This is a genomic window from Chryseobacterium viscerum (assembly GCF_025949665.1).
GTDB lineage: Bacteria > Bacteroidota > Bacteroidia > Flavobacteriales > Weeksellaceae > Chryseobacterium > Chryseobacterium viscerum_A.
Genome location: NZ_JAPDFT010000007.1, coordinates 37015 through 54289 on the forward strand (window position 1 = coordinate 37015; position 17275 = coordinate 54289).

General features: G+C 36.0%; 18 protein-coding genes. 2 read left to right on the forward strand and 16 right to left on the reverse strand.

Annotated features, from left to right (window positions below; translation table 11 throughout):
- Nucleotides 1-8 precede the first annotated feature (8 nt).
- The 10 genes from OL225_RS21520 to OL225_RS21565 all read right to left on the reverse strand — a co-directional run bounded on the left by OL225_RS21520 (nt 9) and on the right by OL225_RS21565 (nt 9759).
- On the reverse strand, nt 9-1379 hold the full coding sequence (locus OL225_RS21520) for a DUF4173 domain-containing protein (RefSeq protein ID WP_264519545.1): 1371 nt from the start codon (nt 1377-1379) through the stop codon (nt 9-11).
- A 59-nt stretch (nt 1380-1438) separates the two neighbouring features.
- Complete coding sequence (locus OL225_RS21525; protein WP_264519546.1) at nt 1439-1732, reverse strand: hypothetical protein; 294 nt, start codon at nt 1730-1732, stop codon at nt 1439-1441.
- A gap of 12 nt (nt 1733-1744) precedes the next feature.
- Nucleotides 1745-2230 carry a ubiquinone biosynthesis protein COQ4 gene (locus OL225_RS21530; RefSeq protein ID WP_264519547.1) on the reverse strand — a complete coding sequence of 162 codons (486 nt, stop codon included), beginning with the start codon at nt 2228-2230 and terminating at the stop codon, nt 1745-1747.
- A 25-nt stretch (nt 2231-2255) separates the two neighbouring features.
- Complete coding sequence (locus tag OL225_RS21535) at nt 2256-2552, reverse strand: hypothetical protein (RefSeq protein WP_264519548.1); 297 nt, start codon at nt 2550-2552, stop codon at nt 2256-2258.
- A 30-nt stretch (nt 2553-2582) separates the two neighbouring features.
- The gene (locus OL225_RS21540; RefSeq protein WP_264519549.1) at nt 2583-2873 is read right to left on the reverse strand and encodes a hypothetical protein; all 291 of its coding nucleotides are present in this window, start codon (nt 2871-2873) and stop codon (nt 2583-2585) included.
- A 65-nt stretch (nt 2874-2938) separates the two neighbouring features.
- Nucleotides 2939-3229 carry a winged helix-turn-helix domain-containing protein gene (locus tag OL225_RS21545; protein ID WP_047373901.1) on the reverse strand — a complete coding sequence of 97 codons (291 nt, stop codon included), beginning with the start codon at nt 3227-3229 and terminating at the stop codon, nt 2939-2941.
- A gap of 87 nt (nt 3230-3316) precedes the next feature.
- Entirely contained in the window at nt 3317-3934 is a 618-nt protein-coding gene (locus OL225_RS21550; protein WP_264519550.1) for a hypothetical protein, read from the reverse strand.
- A gap of 178 nt (nt 3935-4112) precedes the next feature.
- Nucleotides 4113-5615, reverse strand: coding sequence for a RagB/SusD family nutrient uptake outer membrane protein (locus OL225_RS21555; RefSeq protein WP_264519551.1), 1503 nt, complete (start codon nt 5613-5615; stop codon nt 4113-4115).
- An 11-nt stretch (nt 5616-5626) separates the two neighbouring features.
- Complete coding sequence (locus OL225_RS21560) at nt 5627-8575, reverse strand: SusC/RagA family TonB-linked outer membrane protein (RefSeq protein ID WP_264519552.1); 2949 nt, start codon at nt 8573-8575, stop codon at nt 5627-5629.
- A gap of 419 nt (nt 8576-8994) precedes the next feature.
- Entirely contained in the window at nt 8995-9759 is a 765-nt protein-coding gene (locus OL225_RS21565) for an enoyl-CoA hydratase/isomerase family protein (protein WP_264519553.1), read from the reverse strand.
- Nucleotides 9760-10012: 253 nt separating this feature from the next.
- Here OL225_RS21565 and OL225_RS21570 point away from each other — a divergent pair, with 253 nt between their 5' ends.
- Together OL225_RS21570 and OL225_RS21575 are read left to right on the forward strand one after the other, a co-directional pair.
- On the forward strand, nt 10013-10564 hold the full coding sequence (locus OL225_RS21570; protein WP_047373909.1) for a phage tail protein: 552 nt from the start codon (nt 10013-10015) through the stop codon (nt 10562-10564).
- A gap of 35 nt (nt 10565-10599) precedes the next feature.
- Entirely contained in the window at nt 10600-11421 is an 822-nt protein-coding gene (locus OL225_RS21575; RefSeq protein ID WP_264519554.1) for a T9SS type A sorting domain-containing protein, read from the forward strand.
- A 76-nt stretch (nt 11422-11497) separates the two neighbouring features.
- On the opposite strand, the gene OL225_RS21580 is transcribed toward OL225_RS21575, so the two are convergent.
- From OL225_RS21580 to OL225_RS21605, 6 genes are all read right to left on the reverse strand, one after another.
- Complete coding sequence (locus tag OL225_RS21580; protein WP_047373911.1) at nt 11498-12193, reverse strand: SMUG2 DNA glycosylase family protein; 696 nt, start codon at nt 12191-12193, stop codon at nt 11498-11500.
- Nucleotides 12194-12195: 2 nt separating this feature from the next.
- Entirely contained in the window at nt 12196-12966 is a 771-nt protein-coding gene (locus OL225_RS21585) for a DUF4241 domain-containing protein (protein ID WP_264519555.1), read from the reverse strand.
- Between the two features lie 163 nt (nt 12967-13129).
- Nucleotides 13130-13291 (reverse strand): bacteriocin-like protein, encoded by a 162-nt coding sequence (locus OL225_RS21590; protein WP_264519556.1) that lies wholly within the window; start codon nt 13289-13291, stop codon nt 13130-13132.
- Nucleotides 13292-13445: 154 nt separating this feature from the next.
- Nucleotides 13446-15941, reverse strand: a complete 2496-nt coding sequence (gene paaZ, locus OL225_RS21595; RefSeq protein WP_264519557.1) for a phenylacetic acid degradation bifunctional protein PaaZ — start codon at nt 15939-15941, stop codon at nt 13446-13448.
- Between the two features lie 8 nt (nt 15942-15949).
- Nucleotides 15950-16174, reverse strand: coding sequence for a hypothetical protein (locus tag OL225_RS21600; protein WP_047373916.1), 225 nt, complete (start codon nt 16172-16174; stop codon nt 15950-15952).
- Between the two features lie 62 nt (nt 16175-16236).
- Nucleotides 16237-17064, reverse strand: a complete 828-nt coding sequence (locus OL225_RS21605) for an alpha/beta hydrolase (RefSeq protein ID WP_264519558.1) — start codon at nt 17062-17064, stop codon at nt 16237-16239.
- Between the last annotated feature and the right edge of the window lie 211 nt (nt 17065-17275).

Sequence of the window (17275 nt, forward strand, 5' to 3'; positions counted from 1 at the left end):
AGCTATTACTATTGAATGGTTTGAAAATAAATAATCTTTGAAAGGAATGTTTTGGAGGTTTCCTTTTTTACTTTTGCCTGCAAAGTCTTTTTAAGTTTCTGATCATTTTTTTCGTCTGCATATTTCAAGAGTGCTTTTTCACTGAAGTTGATAGAAGTTAAATGATAATTAACCACAAAATCTTTTCTTTTCATGTTCTGGGAAGTAATAAAACCACCCCAATTGAAATAACTGCACACTAAAATGGTTCCATAAAAATACCAAACCATGGTATTGACAAGGAAAATGTTTCTTTTCTGTTTTTGAATTTTAATAAACGTCAAAGCCAGACCAACCAATGATAAAAGCAGGAAAGCAAATACTCCTAATCTTTTATAAGTGAATGCATAATTGACGATATACTCATAATTTTTAATTGCTGCTGATATGACAAGTATTGCATTGAGGAAAATCCAGATTTTGGCTAAAATTTTCAGCAATCCCGCTTTCGGATCAAAATTGAATCCTGATTTAAAGTAAAACATGATGACCAGAATAGCCATTATGATAGACATAATTACGGCATTCACTCTTTCATGGGTTTCTTCGGAAAGCTGAACGGGTGTTTTTACCGCTTCATAAAACTGTTCATAATTGTATGTAATAATGAAGAAGATCAGCAAAATATTCAGCAAAACAAAAGAGATCACTCCGCTCATTCTTTCGGCACTGAGATCAAGAAAGGAATAGGTAGCCTTCGGTATCCGGGAATCTTTTTGAAACTCATTATCCAAAAAACGATTGTTTTTGTAGATGAGTTTTTCTACAGCATAGTTCCAGTAATTAAAGGCAATAAAAAATCCTAAAACCGAGAGACAGAATACCTGCCATAGATTAATATCCAATTCATAATCTGTGAAAAGGGCTGCAAAATGGTTGCTTCCAACAGAATAAATTCCAAAGAAAACGGAAACCAGTACCAGCGGAATTAAAATGAAAGCTAATGTCTTTTGCCATAATCCCGGAACATTCTTTTTGGGAAGCCATTCATCAAAACTGAAAAAACGGCAGAATGAAGTGCAGCAATTCACAATAAAAACCGGAATCAAAAATAGAATTTTCAATCTTCTGTTCTTTGATTTATACCCTAACAAAAGTAATGAGCTTACTACTGCAATAAATGATGGAAAATCTCCAAACCAGGCAAATGCAATACTTGAGAGGATGCTTGTTCCCAAAAGAACATACAGAGTTTTGGTTTTATTTTTCTCCGGAGTTTTAAGCAGGGTTAATACTGCATAGATGATTCCCAGAATTCCAAGGTTCAGCCCGACATCCTGATCATAAAAGACAATAACAAACAGGATGGCAGTAAGAAATATATAATGATGTGTTTTCATGATGTTAATTATTTAAAAATTTAAAGGATTGAAGGATTTAATGGGTCCAAGTGTAGAGATTAGCAAAAATTAAAGAATAGGGTGAGATATAGAAAAGTAATAGGGATATTAAGCAACAATAGGAGGACAGAGTTTCCGTTACTTTTCTTTTCTGAAACATCACTCAGGTATTCCATAAGTTCATATAAAGTGATAAGCAGATTGGTGACGGCAGCAATAATCACATAATAAAATCCCAGTATTATAAGAACGTCGGCCTTTGTAATCCAAAATAAGAGCATTAAAGATGTACCTGATAAAAAGGAGATCAAAAATGTTTTTTCTCCTAACGGACTGAATTTTACTTTACCCATCAGACAACCGTTTTAATGAAGAACAATAGTTTCTTTCTGTTGAATAAAATCCATTACATGTTCATACTTCTGCCACAACAGCTCTTCAAAATCCCAGTGATGGAAAGCACGCATATTCTGCCCCTTTTTATAGGCTTTGATATAAATTCTCACATATTCAGGCAGAATAATCGTTCCTAAAACGATTGCCGCCAAAAGATGTGCATTGAGCTTACCATTTCCTAAAAGAAGATACTGCATGGCGATTTCATCTTCGAAGTTAGTTCCACAACCTGTAATAAGGTGGTGTACATCGTGATTCTCCATTTTAGGGATCATTGAAAAGCCATGTTTCCTGTAAAATTCTCCCAGTTTTCGGCCTAGAGAATCTTCCTGAAATTCCAGCAGCTGCTTTTCATTGAACTGCCATTGTCTCTTTTTCTTTTTGAAATATTTTCTGTATAATTTTTGAGTTTTGTCGTATACAAAAAGCAGAAACTGAACGCGTATTTTTTTCATAATAGTATTGATATATTTATGGACATTAATCGAAATACCCCAAGCCTATAATAGCATAAGTATATGCAATGGGAATATTGGCAGTCAAAATAAGTATGGCAATCATACATTCTTTGAATTTTGATGTATTTATAACACCATATGTCAAAAACCCCAGTATGCATAATAAATTAACCGGCACTCCGAAAACAATTAGCAGATACCCTGCTATGGCAAACCCGTCATTTTTTGTAATAATAGCTCCTAAAAGACAAAGACTTCCGATTGAAAAAAATACTCCGAATACTGCCTTGCCTAGATTTATTATTTCTGAATCTTTCATTATTATTTAGGATTAATCACAAATCAAATTTTAGCTTCCCGCAAACGGACTTCCGAAAATTCCTACCGCAAGTTCAAGCCACATTAACGCTAGAACCAGCAAAATGAAAATACATATCATTACTTTCTGACTTTGTTTTTTAACTCTGTTTCTGACCAAATTGATAAGAAAAGCGGTTGTAAAAAGCAAAGCTCCTGCAATCAGAAAATCGGATCCTGACCAGTTAATTTCTTTAGACACTAGATTTCCAACCAATGGAATGCACAGCAAAACCAATGGCAGGGCATAAATTGTGATTGTTTTTTGTTTTTGTGTGATCATTTTATTTAAGATTTAAATTATAAAGTACTTTGCATTTCAAAGTTAATTTTCAAAAAAATATAGGACTATCGTCCCAATAATTTTTCAAGAGCATCCAAATGTTCGGTAAATGCCTGTCTTCCATTCTGTGTAACGCGGTAAGATGTTTTGGGTTTTTTACCCACAAATTCTTTTTTCACTTCAATATAACCTGCTTTCTCCAATGCATTACTGTGACTGGCAAGATTTCCATCTGTAATTTCCAACAATGCCTTCATTTCTGAAAAATCAACCCAGTCGTTAACCATAAGAACGGACATAATGCCCAATCTTACGCGGCTTTCGAATTCTTTATTGAGTTGATTTATTTTGATCATTTTACTTTATCTTAATTATTCGGGAAATTGTATTCTTGAGAGTTATTTTTTTATGCTTTAATTTTTAAACATAACCAATCTGCATTATTACTTATACTTCTTATGCATAATTAATCCATATACAATATGCAAAACTCCAAAACCAATAGCCCAAAACACTAATCCCCAACCTAAAACGAATAAGGAAATAAGTCCTAATACAATCTCAAAATATCCAAGATATTTCACATCCGTTAATGTATACCGTTCTGCGGCCACCAGAGCTAATCCATAAAAAATCAAAGTAGCCGGAGCTATGAAAACGAAAAGATGATGATAAAGAAGTGCCAGGCAAAAAACTCCTCCTGCTATCAAAGGAACTGCAAAGGTAATCAAAAGCCGTTTTGTAGTAACATCCCAGATCTTCACCCCTTTCTTTTTACTTTTATTGGCGGTAAAAACATAACCACTGAGGATAGCAACAACCAGAATTATGATTCCAATCAACACCAGCTCTTTAACTAGTGCTAGACCGAGAATGTTTCTGTCTCCATCAAAATAACTGATTCCTTCCCTCTGAAAAACAAAATACACATATATAGCCCCAATAATTGCCGTTAATCCGGCAACAACTCCGGACAACCCACTTAAAGAAATGAACCTGGAAGACCGCTCCATCATGGAACGGATATGGGATAAGTCTTCGTGATAGTTTTTTGTCTCCATAAAAAGAACTTTGAATTACAAAGTTATAATTTATTTTCAATCCTCCAAATAGTACTATTAAATTTTGAAAATATTTTTTGATTGAAACCTCATCGTTTGCTTCCTTGTAGAAATATATAAAAAAAGAAAACCCCGCCAGAAGCAGGGTTTTCTCAAGATATATTAAAATTTGTTGTTTTTATAAAGGATTCTGAACAATCAATGGATTGGCATTGATCTCAGTTCTCGGAATAAGGAATTCCCAACGTAAATCGGTATTAGCAACTGTCATCACGTTATTGGTCACTACAGAAGAATGATTAGCACCTGTTCTGTCTAAACCTTGGTTTAGTCTCTTCAGATCTAAGAATCTAAAACCTTCACCCCAAAACTCCAATCTTCTGCTGTTAAGAATTTCTGTGATATAGGCAGCGCCTGTTGTAACAGCACCCGTATAAGAAGCATTTCTGTTTTTTGCGAACACATCAAAAACTGCTTTTGATCCTGCTTCATTTCCTGATCTGGCCAAAGCTTCTGCTTCAATAAGATACATTTCTGCAGATCTCATATAAGGAACATCTACTCTACTGTCTGCCTGACTTGCTGCAAGGAATTTCTGACTTGTATAAGGGAATTTAGAATATGTTGAAGGTAAAGCAAGCGCTGTATGCGCTCCTGTTGGATCAAAATTCTTAGTTCTTACATCTGTAGCTGGGAATGAAAGTAATAATTTACTGTTAATCGCTTTTGGAGCCTGACGAATATTTGTAGAGTTAAAGTTTCTTGACATATATGCTCCAAAGTTTGAAAACGTATCTCCCTGATCTGCGATAATGGTAGCTCCCCACATCCACTCTCCATTGCCTGCCAAATTATTAAAGCCGGCATTATAAGTAGCATTATCCATCAATGGAAATCCTGCACGAGCCGCTTGAGCTGCAGTCACAGCTGCCGCATAATTCCCTTGCGTCAATGCAATTCTAGCCTTTAATCCTAAAATAACTTTATCATTAAAATGTGATTTTGTAGCTCTGTTAACCCCTGCCAATCTGCTTGCAGCCTCATCAAGGTCTTTATTGATCTGGGTATACACTTCTTCTACTGTATTTCTTGCCAAAGGAATTTCATTAGCAACTAATCTGATAGGAACACCCAATTGGGTATTATTACCACCTGGCACATATCTTTTACCATAAATCTGAACCAGCATATAATAACAGAAAGCTCTGAAAGCATATGCTTCACCAATGGCTGTTTTAATTGTAGCTGCATCAGCTGCAGTAGGTGCAGGAACTGAAGGACCATTAGCAATAACCAAGTTTGCATTTCTGATTAATGCATAATAAAACTGGTAAGGATAAAGATCATTGGACGCATTATCATTTACCTGATCCTGCCATCTTACAGCTGAGACATACCAGCCATTTCCTGTAGATGGAAAAACAAGGTCATCTGCCAAAGCATCCATTATAATCATAATTCCACCCTGACCATTCTGTCCCTGATCACTTTGTCTGTAGTACATATCTCTATGCATTCCATTGACAATGGCCATAAGGTTAGCAGAACTTGAATACGCTGCTTCTTCAGAAGCCGCAGTAGTAGGATCCGCTTCAAGATAATCACTCTCACATGAAACCATTCCTGTAAAGACTGAAAGCACAACAGCCCATTTTATATATTGTTTTTTGATATTTTTCATTACTTAATTATTTAAAATGACACATTAAATCCTATCGTTACCACTCTCGCCGGAGTATATCTGTTTGACGCTGTACCGTTGAATGCCTGAGCCGGTTCCAAACCTTTTCTTGCTGTTTTACTCCATAAATTTTCACCGGAAACAAGAATTCTTAACCCGGATACTCCAAGCTGAGATAAAGTTTCAGGACTGAAACTATAGCTTAAGGTAGCTTGCCTGAATGTAAGAAAATCTGAGCTTACCAGCCATCTTGATGAAGCCGCATTTGAACTTGTATATGTTGAAGAATTCAATGAAGGTACGTCCGTGATCTGCCCCGGAGTAGTCCATCTATCCAGAATATCCGTACTTAAAGCTCCTCCTTGTGAGTAGCTGGACATCAATGCTGCATAATTGGAGTCATATGTCTTTCCTCCTAACTGATACGTAAACATTGCAGATAATGACCATTGTTTATACGTAATTGTTGTTCCGAAGCTTCCGAATAAATCAGGAATTGCTGTACCAGAATAGTCATATTTTGCTTTATTGAAATTGGTGGTAACTTTTTCTCCATTCACCGTTCTGATATCAGCAGCTGTTGTATTGGCATAAGCATCAGCAACCAGGAATAAAGGTGAGCCATCCGCGGGATCTACCCCATACCACTGTCTTAGCCAATAATCATATACTGAGTGCCCTACAGAGATTTTCTTCGTTCCGTTGATAATTTCCGTGATGCCATTAGAAAGTTCTGTAATCTGATTTTTAAGCGTAGATGCATTGGCGTTAATATTCCATGTGAAGTTTTGATTTTTAATAATGTCTGCATTAACAGTGAACTCAAATCCGCGGTTATACATTGTCCCTACATTTCTGCTGATTGTATTATCCGGAACCCCTGCAGAAACTGGCAGTGGAACAGGGAAGATCAGATCTTCAGTAACTCTGTTATAATATTCTACAGACCCAGTAATTCTATTATTTAAGAATCCAAAATCAATACCTACATCGGTTTGTTTGTTAGCCTCCCAGGTGATTGAAGGGTCTGCCAAAAACCCAAATAAAATTCCCGGTTCCTGAGCATTATTATACCCTAAAGTATAAGTACTTTTATACATATAATAACTGTCTGTTCTGTCATTCCCTACTTCACCATAAGAACCTCTCAGTTTCAATTCACTGATAAGGTTAGAATTGCTTAAGAACTCTTCTCCTTTCAATCTCCATCCTGCACCAAGAGACCAGAATGAATCCCATCTTACATCTTTAGCAAACCTGGATGAACCATCCCAACGGATAGATCCTGAAAGCAGGTATTTTGATTTGTAATCATAATTTAATCTTGAAAAGACTCCTTCTTTTCTGTAATTGTCTGTACGTGATGTAAGCGTTGATGGAGTTACAAAGTTAACCAGTTCGTCATTATCATCCACGATCTGGCCCTTTTTATATCCATATAGATACTCGTACATGAATTTATAGTTTTCATGCCCTAGAAGGAATTCAAAATTATGATCTCCAAATTTTCTTTTGTAGTTCAGGAGCTGGTTCCAGGTAAATGTTTGTTCAGTAAAGCTGTATTTTTCTGCTGAACCTCCAGGAGCCGCATCCCCGATAATTTTGTTACCGTATGTACTTCTTCTGTTATTTCTGATATCATATCCTACGTTTGTAGATAAAGTAAGGTAAGGATCTACTTTGATTTCAGCATATGCTCTGGAAATGATATAATAGTTTTTAGAAAGATCTTTATTTAAAAGAGTTTCCTGGATTACGTTTCTTCCAGCTGCAGCATCAGCACCTCTGGCACTTCCTGCATCATACATTATATTCCCTGCGCTATCATAAAGCGTTGCAAATGTGTTAGGATCATGAGCATAAGGACTGTAAATAGGCCCCATTGTTCTTGTCCATCTGTATGGGTTGATATAAGCAGAATTGTTATCCACACCTTCTACGGAATTGTTCCCGTTAGAAGATACTCCACTGATGCTTGTTCCTAATTTCAACCAGCTTTTAACTTGTGAATCTACTTTTAATCTTGCTGTAAATCTTTCAAAATCTGATTTGATAAGGTATCCTGTTTCATTGGTATATCCTACTGAAGAAAAGTATGTTGTTGTATTACTTCCTCCACTATAATTCAATTCATAGTTCTGTCTGAAACCTGTGTTCATCAAAGGTTTTTGCCAGTCTAAATCTGTATATTTAAGTTTTGCATCTGGATTTAAAACACCATTTACAACTAACTGATTATCGGGAACATTAAAAACATTGGTTTTCAAAACTCCCGAAATCAACTGTGCTGTAGCATAAGCATTGGCATCAGCTATAGTTGTACCAGGTACTGAGGTCATTCTGCCATTTCTTATTGACTCCCAGATAAGAGGATAATACTGATGAACATTTACTCTGTCATATTCAGGAATTGATCTTCCTACCGCTCCGGTACTCATGCTAAAGTTGAATGCATCTTTTCCTTTTCTACCGGATTTTGTAGTGATCAAAACAACACCATTGGCTGCTGCAGAACCATACAAGGAAGTGGAAGCAGCATCTTTCAGGATATTGTATGACGCAATATCATTGGGGTTGATCGCAGCAAGAGAACCGGTATATATGGTTCCATCTACTACGTATAAAGGATTTGTTGTAATACCATAAGAACCTATCCCACGGATCTGAATACTTGGTGAACTTCCCGGCTGTCCTGTACCGGTACTTACTTTAACCCCTGCACTGGCTCCATCTAAAGCCTGTCCGATACTCGTGATAGGTCTGTCTGCAAATTGTTTGGCCTTTACTTCGGTATTGGAACCTACCATGGTTTCTCTTTTTTGGCTACCATAGGCCACTACAACGATTTCATCAATCTTAGTATCCTGGGGTATTGTATCCCGTTTTGTTTTTTGAGCTTCCACCAGATGCCCTCCTACAAAGAACAGCACAGCAGTACTCAATATTAATTTCATTTTCATATTTAACATATTTTAACAGTATGAAGGCAAATATATGTAATAAATATTATTAAAAACATAAAGAAAACAGTATTTAAATTAATTAAATTCAATTGATTTAAATTTTTAATTAATACTTTGTTATTTGTTAAAAAAATATGTTAAAATTTGGTTAAATTAGATTTTTAAAAAGTAACAAATAAGCCAAAAACAGTTAAATTAATAACAATATAAAACCAAAACAATAATTAATTTGACAAATAAATACAATTAAACGCAAAAACATAAAAACAAATCAATTACAAATCAACAGTAATAAATATCTTCAACAGGATTATATTTAAATAATAGAAGGCATAAAAAAATCCGGAGAAACAAAATGTTTCTCCGGATGGCATGTGGATTAAAATCCAACTATTTTTTAATAATTAAGAGGAAAATTATTTTGCTCTCAACCTTTCTTTAATAGACTCAATGTTTTTCTTAGCAGAATCTTCCAGGATAAGACTTGCACTCATATGAATTCTTGCAGGCATTAGTTCATTGAAATGATCTGTACCCTCCCATGAAACTTTTTTAATTAATGCTAAAGCATCGCTGCTTCTTGATGCCAAAGTCTGTAAAAATGTTTCCAGTTTTTCATCCATCTCCTGAATAGAAGCTGACACGGAATGGTAAATATTATGCTGCTCAGCCCACTCAGCAGATCTGAAGTCTGCATCAATAGCCATCGCTGAAAATTGAGACTTTCCGATTTTTCTTTCTACATAAGGTCCTATTACAAAAGGCCCTATTCCAAGATTAACCTCAGTAAGTGCTAAAGCTGAATCTTTTGTTGCAAAACAATAGTCTGCTCCGCATGCAATTCCAACTCCTCCACCGGTTGTTTTCCCCTGAACTCTTACTACTACAATTTTGCCACAGTTTCTCATAGCATTTAAAACTTTTGCAAAACCACCAAAAAATCGTGTGGAAGCTTCCAGCTCTTCAATGGCTAAAAGCTCATCAAAACTTGCTCCAGCGCAGAATGCTTTTTCACCTGCACTTTTAACTAAGATAGCTTTCACCTCATCTTTCGCACCTTCTTCAAGAATGGTTTCTGCCAGTTTTTCTAAAATTGCCCCCGGAAGAGAGTTACTTTTGGGTGTTCCGAAACTGATCTCAGCAATATTATTTTTAATTTCTGATGCTACAAATTCGCTCATTTTTATTTTTATTGGATTCTTACAAAAATACGAAATACAGCTCTTTCAGAGAAACTTAAAAGAGATAATTTCCATTATTAACCTACCTTTTATAAAGATTTGTTACGTAGAAATACGGAGTAAGTAATTTGGTATTTTCTACTCTAGCACTCATTTTTTATTAATCGTTCCTTTGGAGTAAGAAATAATAATCAATGGCGGAATCTGAAAAGCCAATAACAGAGTAAGAAATCTAAAACTAAAAATCATTATCATGGATGAATACATTGGAATTGTAAAATTATTTGCAGGAAATTTTGCACCTAGAGGCTGGATGTTTTGTGACGGAAGCTTAATAAGCATTTCAAGAAATTCTGCCTTATTCTCTATTTTAGGCACAACTTACGGCGGAGATGGTATCTCTACTTTCGCTCTGCCAAACTTAAAAGGCCGTATGGCTTTAGGAGCAGGAAATGTAAATGCCAACCAGTTTTATCCTTTGGGAGTGGTATCTGGTACTACACAGAATACTCTTTTAACCTCAAACCTTCCAAGCATCGCGGGTGGGTTTCAACTGAAAGTTGCTAATAAGAACGCCAATTCATCAACACCTACGGCATTATCATCTATTGCTATCTCAGGAACACAGGTAGGTAGAGATTTCAATGTGGTATCAAGCTTTGTCAATGACTCTAATCCTGACACTGCTATCAACGCGCAAAGCATCTCTTTTGTAGGACAAAATTTACCCGTAAATAACATGCCTCCTTATCTTGGCTTAAATTATATCATCTGTGTTGAAGGTATTTATCCTCCAAGAGATTAACATTCATAATAACCTAATATTTAAAACAAAAAATCATGAAAAGCACTACTCTTTTTACAATTTGTAGTCTGCTCATTTCAATTTTTTCATTCGGGCAGACCAGTACAGAACAATTTGAAACGGAATCGCACGGAAGTACAAGCTTCACAGACAATGGAGTCATTTTCAATATCATTTCGCATGTAAGTGTCTTTGATATTCAAGGAAATTACCCGGGAACAGGCTGGAGTGGAACAGCGAATGACAACAGATACATTGACAATTCCAATGACACTCAATTTCCGCCGTCATTCAGCATTAAAACCACTTCTAATCTGTTTAAAGTAAACAGATTCTGGATGTATCTTTCTGCATTGAATCTTGACCTCAATGTAGCGGGAACACTTACCGTAACCGGAAAACTAAGCGGAGTAACAAAATTTACCCAAACAAAATCTACAGGGTTCGCAACAAGTTTAGGAAGTACAAACGGATATACTTTGATTGATCTTACCAACTTAAACGGCCAAAATTACTCCAATATCATTATTGATGAACTGCAACTAACGGTCAGTGGAGCATTCAGATATGTAGGCCTGGACGCCTTCACATGGGTAAAAGACAGTAATCTGGTATTGAGTACTTCGGAAACTAAAAGCATAAAAAAAGACCTGACAGTTTATCCTAACCCAACCAACGGACCTCTTTCCATTGCAACAGAGAAAGCCGGTGAAGCCAAAATCTATAGTGTAGACGGTAAAATGCTGAAAACGGTACAAACCCAGCGAGGAAATAATGAAATCAATATTTCAGATCTTCCCAAAGGAGTTTATATACTCAAAACAGCAACAGAATCAACAAAAGTTATTAAAAACTAATTTCAGGAAATTTCACATAAGTTCCATATCCCATAAAGATTCTAATTCATAAATGACAAATCCCTTAATTGTTTTATTAAGGGATTTGTTTTTTCAATGCCAGAATATACTTGTCTATATACAGCTGCTTTTCTTTTGATTTATACTGCTGAATGTATCTGGGATGTTCCAGAACAGTTATGGTATCAAACAATTTTGCTTCTTTGTTTAATTTTGAAATAAAGTCAGCATTTTTTTTACCCAGTACAAAAACCTCCGAGGTATCCAGATTGAGACTGATATGTTTCTTCAGAGATTCAATCATAAAACTCTTCACAGCCTCGAACAGCTCTTTATCATCATAATAATTGGCATTAAGCCATCCGCTTTTTGTTTTTCTTACGATAGCCAGCGGAAACGGAGAATTGATATAAACATCTTTATAGAAGAGATCTGTACCACCATATTCCTCAATCATATCATACATAAAAACGGAAGAAACTTCATGAGTACGGGCAGATTCCATTTTTATACCACAGATACTTTCGAGTCTTTTTGTATCGGTAAACGGAACGCCTGTGACACCTGCACCATGACGGCTTGGATTGATTCCAATCATAAATTTTCTCTGAGCCGAATCATCATAGTATTTATGATAAAACTTCTGCATGACCATCAATGTTTCGGGATTATCCAAATAAGGGTTCAGGACTTCAAATCCTTCAGGAAGAGTTCCTGTATAGCTAAGATTTTTATTAAACTCAATGACTTGATCTGCAAAAGTTGTATTCATATTTAATTTTTAAGAAAAACAAAATTATCAGGCTGATCATCTTCATTGTCTTCGTCTTCATCTTCGTCACTTAAAGCCAATTCAACATCAATGAATTGAATGTATAAACCACAGATTTCTTCGTTAGCATCATAAGCAAAGTACACAGGGTAAGTACCATCACCAAAACCACTTGCAAACATTGGAATCTGATGATTGGTACCCGGAATTGTCCAATTGATCCAGTCACCTGCTTCCCTCTGATTGGTGGGATGATCTTTATAGCTTTGTGAGAAAAGCCCGGCGAAATAATCATCATAAACATTGTCGACATCTATTCCATCTACAAATTTATCTACATAAGGAAGAACTTCTTTATCAGTAATACAACCTAGACCTGCATCCACTCCAAAACCAAAAAAATCTTCTTCTGTTACGTCCTCCAATTCTTCAATTCCCACTAAAGCTTCTCTGTAAACAACAGGCTTTTCTTTGGTAAATTCAACTTTTACAACAGCATATCTGTCTCCCCAGTCTTCAGATTTTACCACGGCTATGGTCACAGGAAAATCTCCTTTCGGAGCCTGAATAAAATAAGGTGACTGATTTGCATTTAAAGAAACCAACGGATCTCTTACCACTACTTTTCCAGAAGGAAGGGAAACATTTCCAATTTCCATCGTCTCCATTTTCTGTCCCAGAATTTCATCTAAAGTAAAATAGGTTTCCAGATCTGTAGGAGAAACCAGAATATTTTTTACTTCTTCCCATTTTTGTATCCAGCTTTCGTTCATAGTATTATATTTTTTGAATTAATTTTAAGTTTGAAAATAATGAATAAATCCAAAGGCATCAAACAGAGCTGTATTTTTAACAAAAGATTATTAAAAAAAGCCACAAATCACAGAGAATTGCGGCTTTATGTATTGTTTTAAGTTAAAAAATTAATTAAAAGAGCTAAGAATCGGCACATATATAACATGCTCTGGCAATATCAGGCCATCTTCCAGGAAGACAACAGGTTCCGGGAGGACAAGGATTAAGGGCACAAGACCAGTTTGGTCCGGCTCCTTTAAAAGATCTCAACTCATGTCTTGAAAGTTTTTTTAAGTTTTTCATAGTGGTCAGTTTTGATATTCTCTCCTACTCTATATGCTTTTCGGATTTCGCCTATTAAAGTTAATCATTTTTTCTGATCCTTGTCAAGAATAATCATCCATTAAAAAATCCCTTCCAATTACTGAAAGGGATTTTGAACTTATATTTTACTGAATTAAATCAATCCAAACTGCTGGAAGTGGTGGGTAAAATGCTTTTTGTGCATCAGTTCCCACATTTCTTTATTCAGTTTTCCGAATACATAATTCATATGTTCTGCCTGTGGATTTTCTTTGTAATAGATCACAAATTTCTTCACATTATCCATGAATGATAGTTTTGCAGCTTCCAGATTCTTGTGGGTAAGTTCAGGAAGCGAACCATCCTGCGGAAGAAACGGAGCGGTAAATTCTTTCGGCATTGCTCTGTGATTGTAAAGAGAATCCTGCCATTTTTCAAGATTTTCTTCCGGAGTAAAGCATTTTTTTGCTTCTGGCTCTCCAAAACTTACCAATACAGCCTGCTCAAGATGTTCTATCATCTGCTGTGGAGACATTTTTCCCCAAAGTGCAGGAGTACTTTCCGTTAATCCATTCAATATTTTCTGAACATTTTTCACATTCAGATCGATGAAAGGGGACTGTTTTGCTACCAATGTTAATATTGTTGCTACACAAACCACCTCATCTCTTTGATTCACTACTTCAACCAGCCATTTTACAACACCGGAAGGAATGTTTCTTCCTTTTACTCCTCTGTTGATTTTTTCTTTTGCCGTTAAATAAACAGTAATGGTATCTCCAGCATATACAGGCTTGAAGAAGCTGCATTCTTCCAGTCCGTAATTGGCAATAACAGGTCCTTTTTTACCCGAAACAAATAATCCTGCTGCTGCTGAAAGGATAAAATATCCGTGAGCTACAGTTTTATCGAAGATTGTTCCTGTTAAACTTGTTGCATCAGTATGGGCATAGAAATGATCCCATGAAACATTGGAGAAATTGACGATATCTGCATCAGTAACTGTTCTTCCTGCTGTTTCTAAAGAATCTCCCACTTCAACTTCTTCAAAATATTTCTGGAAAGGATGTTTGTCTGAAAACTTTTTCTCTGCTCCCTGCTGATAGATTTTTGTGATTGCTTTCAGTACATCCGGTGATCCCTGAATAGCTGTTTTCTGCAGGAAGAAATGAAGACCGCTCAGACCGCCCATTTCTTCTCCGCCGCCTGCTCTACCAGGACCTCCGTGCATCAATGTAGGAAGTGGAGAACCGTGACCTGTGCTTTCTTTCGCGTTATCTCTGTTCAGTACAAAGATTCTTCCGTGCTGGGAAGCCATTTTCCATGAAGTTTCGGCAATAAAGTTCTCGTCATGAGAAATGATAGAACCTACCAAACTTCCTTTTCCTCTTTTTGCCAGTGCAGCTGCTTCTTCTGCATCTTTATATGGCATTAATGTAGATACGGGACCGAAAGCTTCTACATCGTGAGAAATATTTTTTTCGAAAGGCTTGTCGTTCAGGAATAGTTTCGGACTCATAAATGCTCCATTTTCATAGTTGGCATCTATCAGTTCGTGTTTTCCGTCATAGACAAGTTCTGTTTCTGATTTTAATAGATTTACTTTTCTCAGAACTTCTTCATACTGCTGTCTTCCCACCAAAGATCCCATTTTGGTTTCTCTGCTTAATGGGTTTCCGATTTTCGTTTGATCTAAAGCTTTAGACAAAGCATTCTGAACATCACCGATTAAGTGTTCAGGAACGATAATTCTTCTGATCGCCGTACATTTCTGTCCTGCTTTCGTGGTCATTTCGTTACGAACCTCTTTGATGAATAAATCAAATTCAGGCGTTCCCGGTTTTGCCTCCAGTCCAAGGATAGAACAGTTCAATGAATCTGCTTCCATATTGAAACGAACTGCATTTCCTGCAATAGAAGGGAGTGATTTTAATTTTCTTCCTGTATGGGCTGATCCTGTAAACAATACAGAGTCTCCATCCTGTACATAATCTAAAATGTTTCCAGGCTCTCCGCACACTAACTGAACAGCTCCTTCTGGCAATACTCCGCTTTCAATCATATCCTGAAATACAGCATTGGTAAGGTAAGATCCGAAAGGTGATGGTTTCACAATAGAAGGAACACCCGCCAATAAGGAAGTAGATAGTTTTTCCAACATTCCCCATACCGGAAAATTATAAGCATTAATCTGTACAGAAACACCTTCACTAGGGGTTAAAATATGGGTTCCTAAGAAAGTCCCGTTAGCAGAAATCTTTTGAGTGTCTCCATCTACCCAAAATGAAGTATTGGGAAGCATTCTTTTTGCCAATCCGGAATAGGTAAAGAACGTTCCGAAACCTCCTTCAATATCCACCCAAGAATCAACGTGGGTAGCTCCTGTTTTGTATGATAAGTCGTAATATTTTTTCTTTCTTTCCAACAAGTAAAGTGCTACTTTTTTCAACATCTCTCCACGGTCGTAGAAAGTCATTGAAGAAAGGTTTTTATATCCTACGGTTCTTCCGTAGTCAAGAGCCTGTTCAAAATTAAGCCCTTCTGTATCGGAAACAGCTACCTGTTCTCCTGTAACGGCATTGTACAAAGGAACTCCGTTTCCGGTACCTTCTACCCATTGTCCGTAGATATAGTTTTTTAACTTTTCCATATAGTTTTTTACTTTTTGCTTAGATTATTCTTTTTAATAAAGTTTCTAATAATCAGATAAGGAATAAAAAGTGCCAGCCAGCAGTCTAAAATGATAACAATTTCAACAAACAAAGTATAGAAATTGTCTTTTTGCTTTAGATTAGCAATTACCTCATCTGATTCCACATGTTCCAAAGCATCTGAAATTCCTATTGACTCTTTTAACAGATAAAACCCTAAAGCATTTATCATGATTATAAAAATCAATACTACAATCCAATATTTCTTCAGAATATTTACCAATGAGAACTGATTTATTTCGGTTCCTGGTAAGGAAACATTTTCACTAGCCCTTCATACAAACTTCTGTGAAGAATGGTTGCATGGTTGTCTGTTTCCATCATTTTATATTCTAATGTCCAGTTTTTCTTTCCTGCTTTTTTCAAAACATCGTAGAAAGCTTCAGCATCTTTTATCATCACCGGATGTTCTCCTTTTCCTACAGAAACATAGACAAACTTTTTTGTATCCGGAGATTTTGAAAGCAGCTGTGGAGCCTGTTTTAAAAGACTTTCATCATCCCACCATAAGCTTGGACTGATGATAAAATAGTTATTGAACATTTCCGGTTTCTTCAATAAGATTTCTGTTGCCAAAAGCCCTCCCAAAGACTGACCGAAAAGGTATTTGTCTGTTGTTTTAAACTGGCTTTCCACATAAGGTTTTAATTCTTTTTCAAGGAATGCTATAAACTTATCAGAGTGCCCTGTTGTAGGATAATCTTTCTGCAAGTCTTTTAAATCTGTATGAAAAGTAAAATCCCTTTTTCTGTCTACATTAGCAACTCCTACCACAATGGTTTCCGGCATGGAATACATCTGATTAAAGAATTGTACTAATCCTGTAACGTGAATAAAATCTTCATTCATACTTCCATCCAGCAAATAGATCACCGGGTATGATTTTGTTTTATCATATCCCTGTGGAAGATAAATATTCAACGTTCTGTCCTCATTCAATGTTTTGGACTTAATCGTCCTCACTTCTCCTATTGTAAGCGGCTTTGTAGTAACAGTTTGCGCTGATACCACACTATTCATCGCCAACATCATGCTGCATACAAGTGCAATTTTTTTAATCATATTTATTTTTTGTTAAACCTAACGGGTTTTAAAAACCCGTTAGGTTTGATTATTAGCAATTATTCAAAATTTAAAAAATCATATTCAATAGTAGACTGATGATAATTTCTAAAAACTTCTACCGAATCAAAATACTGCATGATTTCCTTTCTATTCAATTTACTTTCTTTTTCAGGATTTAAATATGAATTGTACGAAGAATTCTTCCATT

What these genes read in the sequence shown, in the direction of transcription:
- OL225_RS21520 (WP_264519545.1), bottom strand. Translation starts at nt 1,379, where the DNA reads ATGAAAACACATCATTATATATTTCTTACTGCCATCCTGTTTGTTATT.
- OL225_RS21525 (WP_264519546.1), bottom strand. Translation starts at nt 1,732, where the DNA reads ATGGGTAAAGTAAAATTCAGTCCGTTAGGAGAAAAAACATTTTTGATC.
- OL225_RS21530 (WP_264519547.1), bottom strand. Translation starts at nt 2,230, where the DNA reads ATGAAAAAAATACGCGTTCAGTTTCTGCTTTTTGTATACGACAAAACT.
- OL225_RS21535 (WP_264519548.1), bottom strand. Translation starts at nt 2,552, where the DNA reads ATGAAAGATTCAGAAATAATAAATCTAGGCAAGGCAGTATTCGGAGTA.
- OL225_RS21540 (WP_264519549.1), bottom strand. Translation starts at nt 2,873, where the DNA reads ATGATCACACAAAAACAAAAAACAATCACAATTTATGCCCTGCCATTG.
- OL225_RS21545 (WP_047373901.1), bottom strand. Translation starts at nt 3,229, where the DNA reads ATGATCAAAATAAATCAACTCAATAAAGAATTCGAAAGCCGCGTAAGA.
- OL225_RS21550 (WP_264519550.1), bottom strand. Translation starts at nt 3,934, where the DNA reads ATGGAGACAAAAAACTATCACGAAGACTTATCCCATATCCGTTCCATG.
- OL225_RS21555 (WP_264519551.1), bottom strand. Translation starts at nt 5,615, where the DNA reads ATGAAAAATATCAAAAAACAATATATAAAATGGGCTGTTGTGCTTTCA.
- OL225_RS21560 (WP_264519552.1), bottom strand. Translation starts at nt 8,575, where the DNA reads ATGAAAATGAAATTAATATTGAGTACTGCTGTGCTGTTCTTTGTAGGA.
- OL225_RS21565 (WP_264519553.1), bottom strand. Translation starts at nt 9,759, where the DNA reads ATGAGCGAATTTGTAGCATCAGAAATTAAAAATAATATTGCTGAGATC.
- OL225_RS21570 (WP_047373909.1), top strand. Translation starts at nt 10,013, where the DNA reads ATGGATGAATACATTGGAATTGTAAAATTATTTGCAGGAAATTTTGCA.
- OL225_RS21575 (WP_264519554.1), top strand. Translation starts at nt 10,600, where the DNA reads ATGAAAAGCACTACTCTTTTTACAATTTGTAGTCTGCTCATTTCAATT.
- OL225_RS21580 (WP_047373911.1), bottom strand. Translation starts at nt 12,193, where the DNA reads ATGAATACAACTTTTGCAGATCAAGTCATTGAGTTTAATAAAAATCTT.
- OL225_RS21585 (WP_264519555.1), bottom strand. Translation starts at nt 12,966, where the DNA reads ATGAACGAAAGCTGGATACAAAAATGGGAAGAAGTAAAAAATATTCTG.
- OL225_RS21590 (WP_264519556.1), bottom strand. Translation starts at nt 13,291, where the DNA reads ATGAAAAACTTAAAAAAACTTTCAAGACATGAGTTGAGATCTTTTAAA.
- paaZ (WP_264519557.1), bottom strand. Translation starts at nt 15,941, where the DNA reads ATGGAAAAGTTAAAAAACTATATCTACGGACAATGGGTAGAAGGTACC.
- OL225_RS21600 (WP_047373916.1), bottom strand. Translation starts at nt 16,174, where the DNA reads ATGATAAATGCTTTAGGGTTTTATCTGTTAAAAGAGTCAATAGGAATT.
- OL225_RS21605 (WP_264519558.1), bottom strand. Translation starts at nt 17,064, where the DNA reads ATGATTAAAAAAATTGCACTTGTATGCAGCATGATGTTGGCGATGAAT.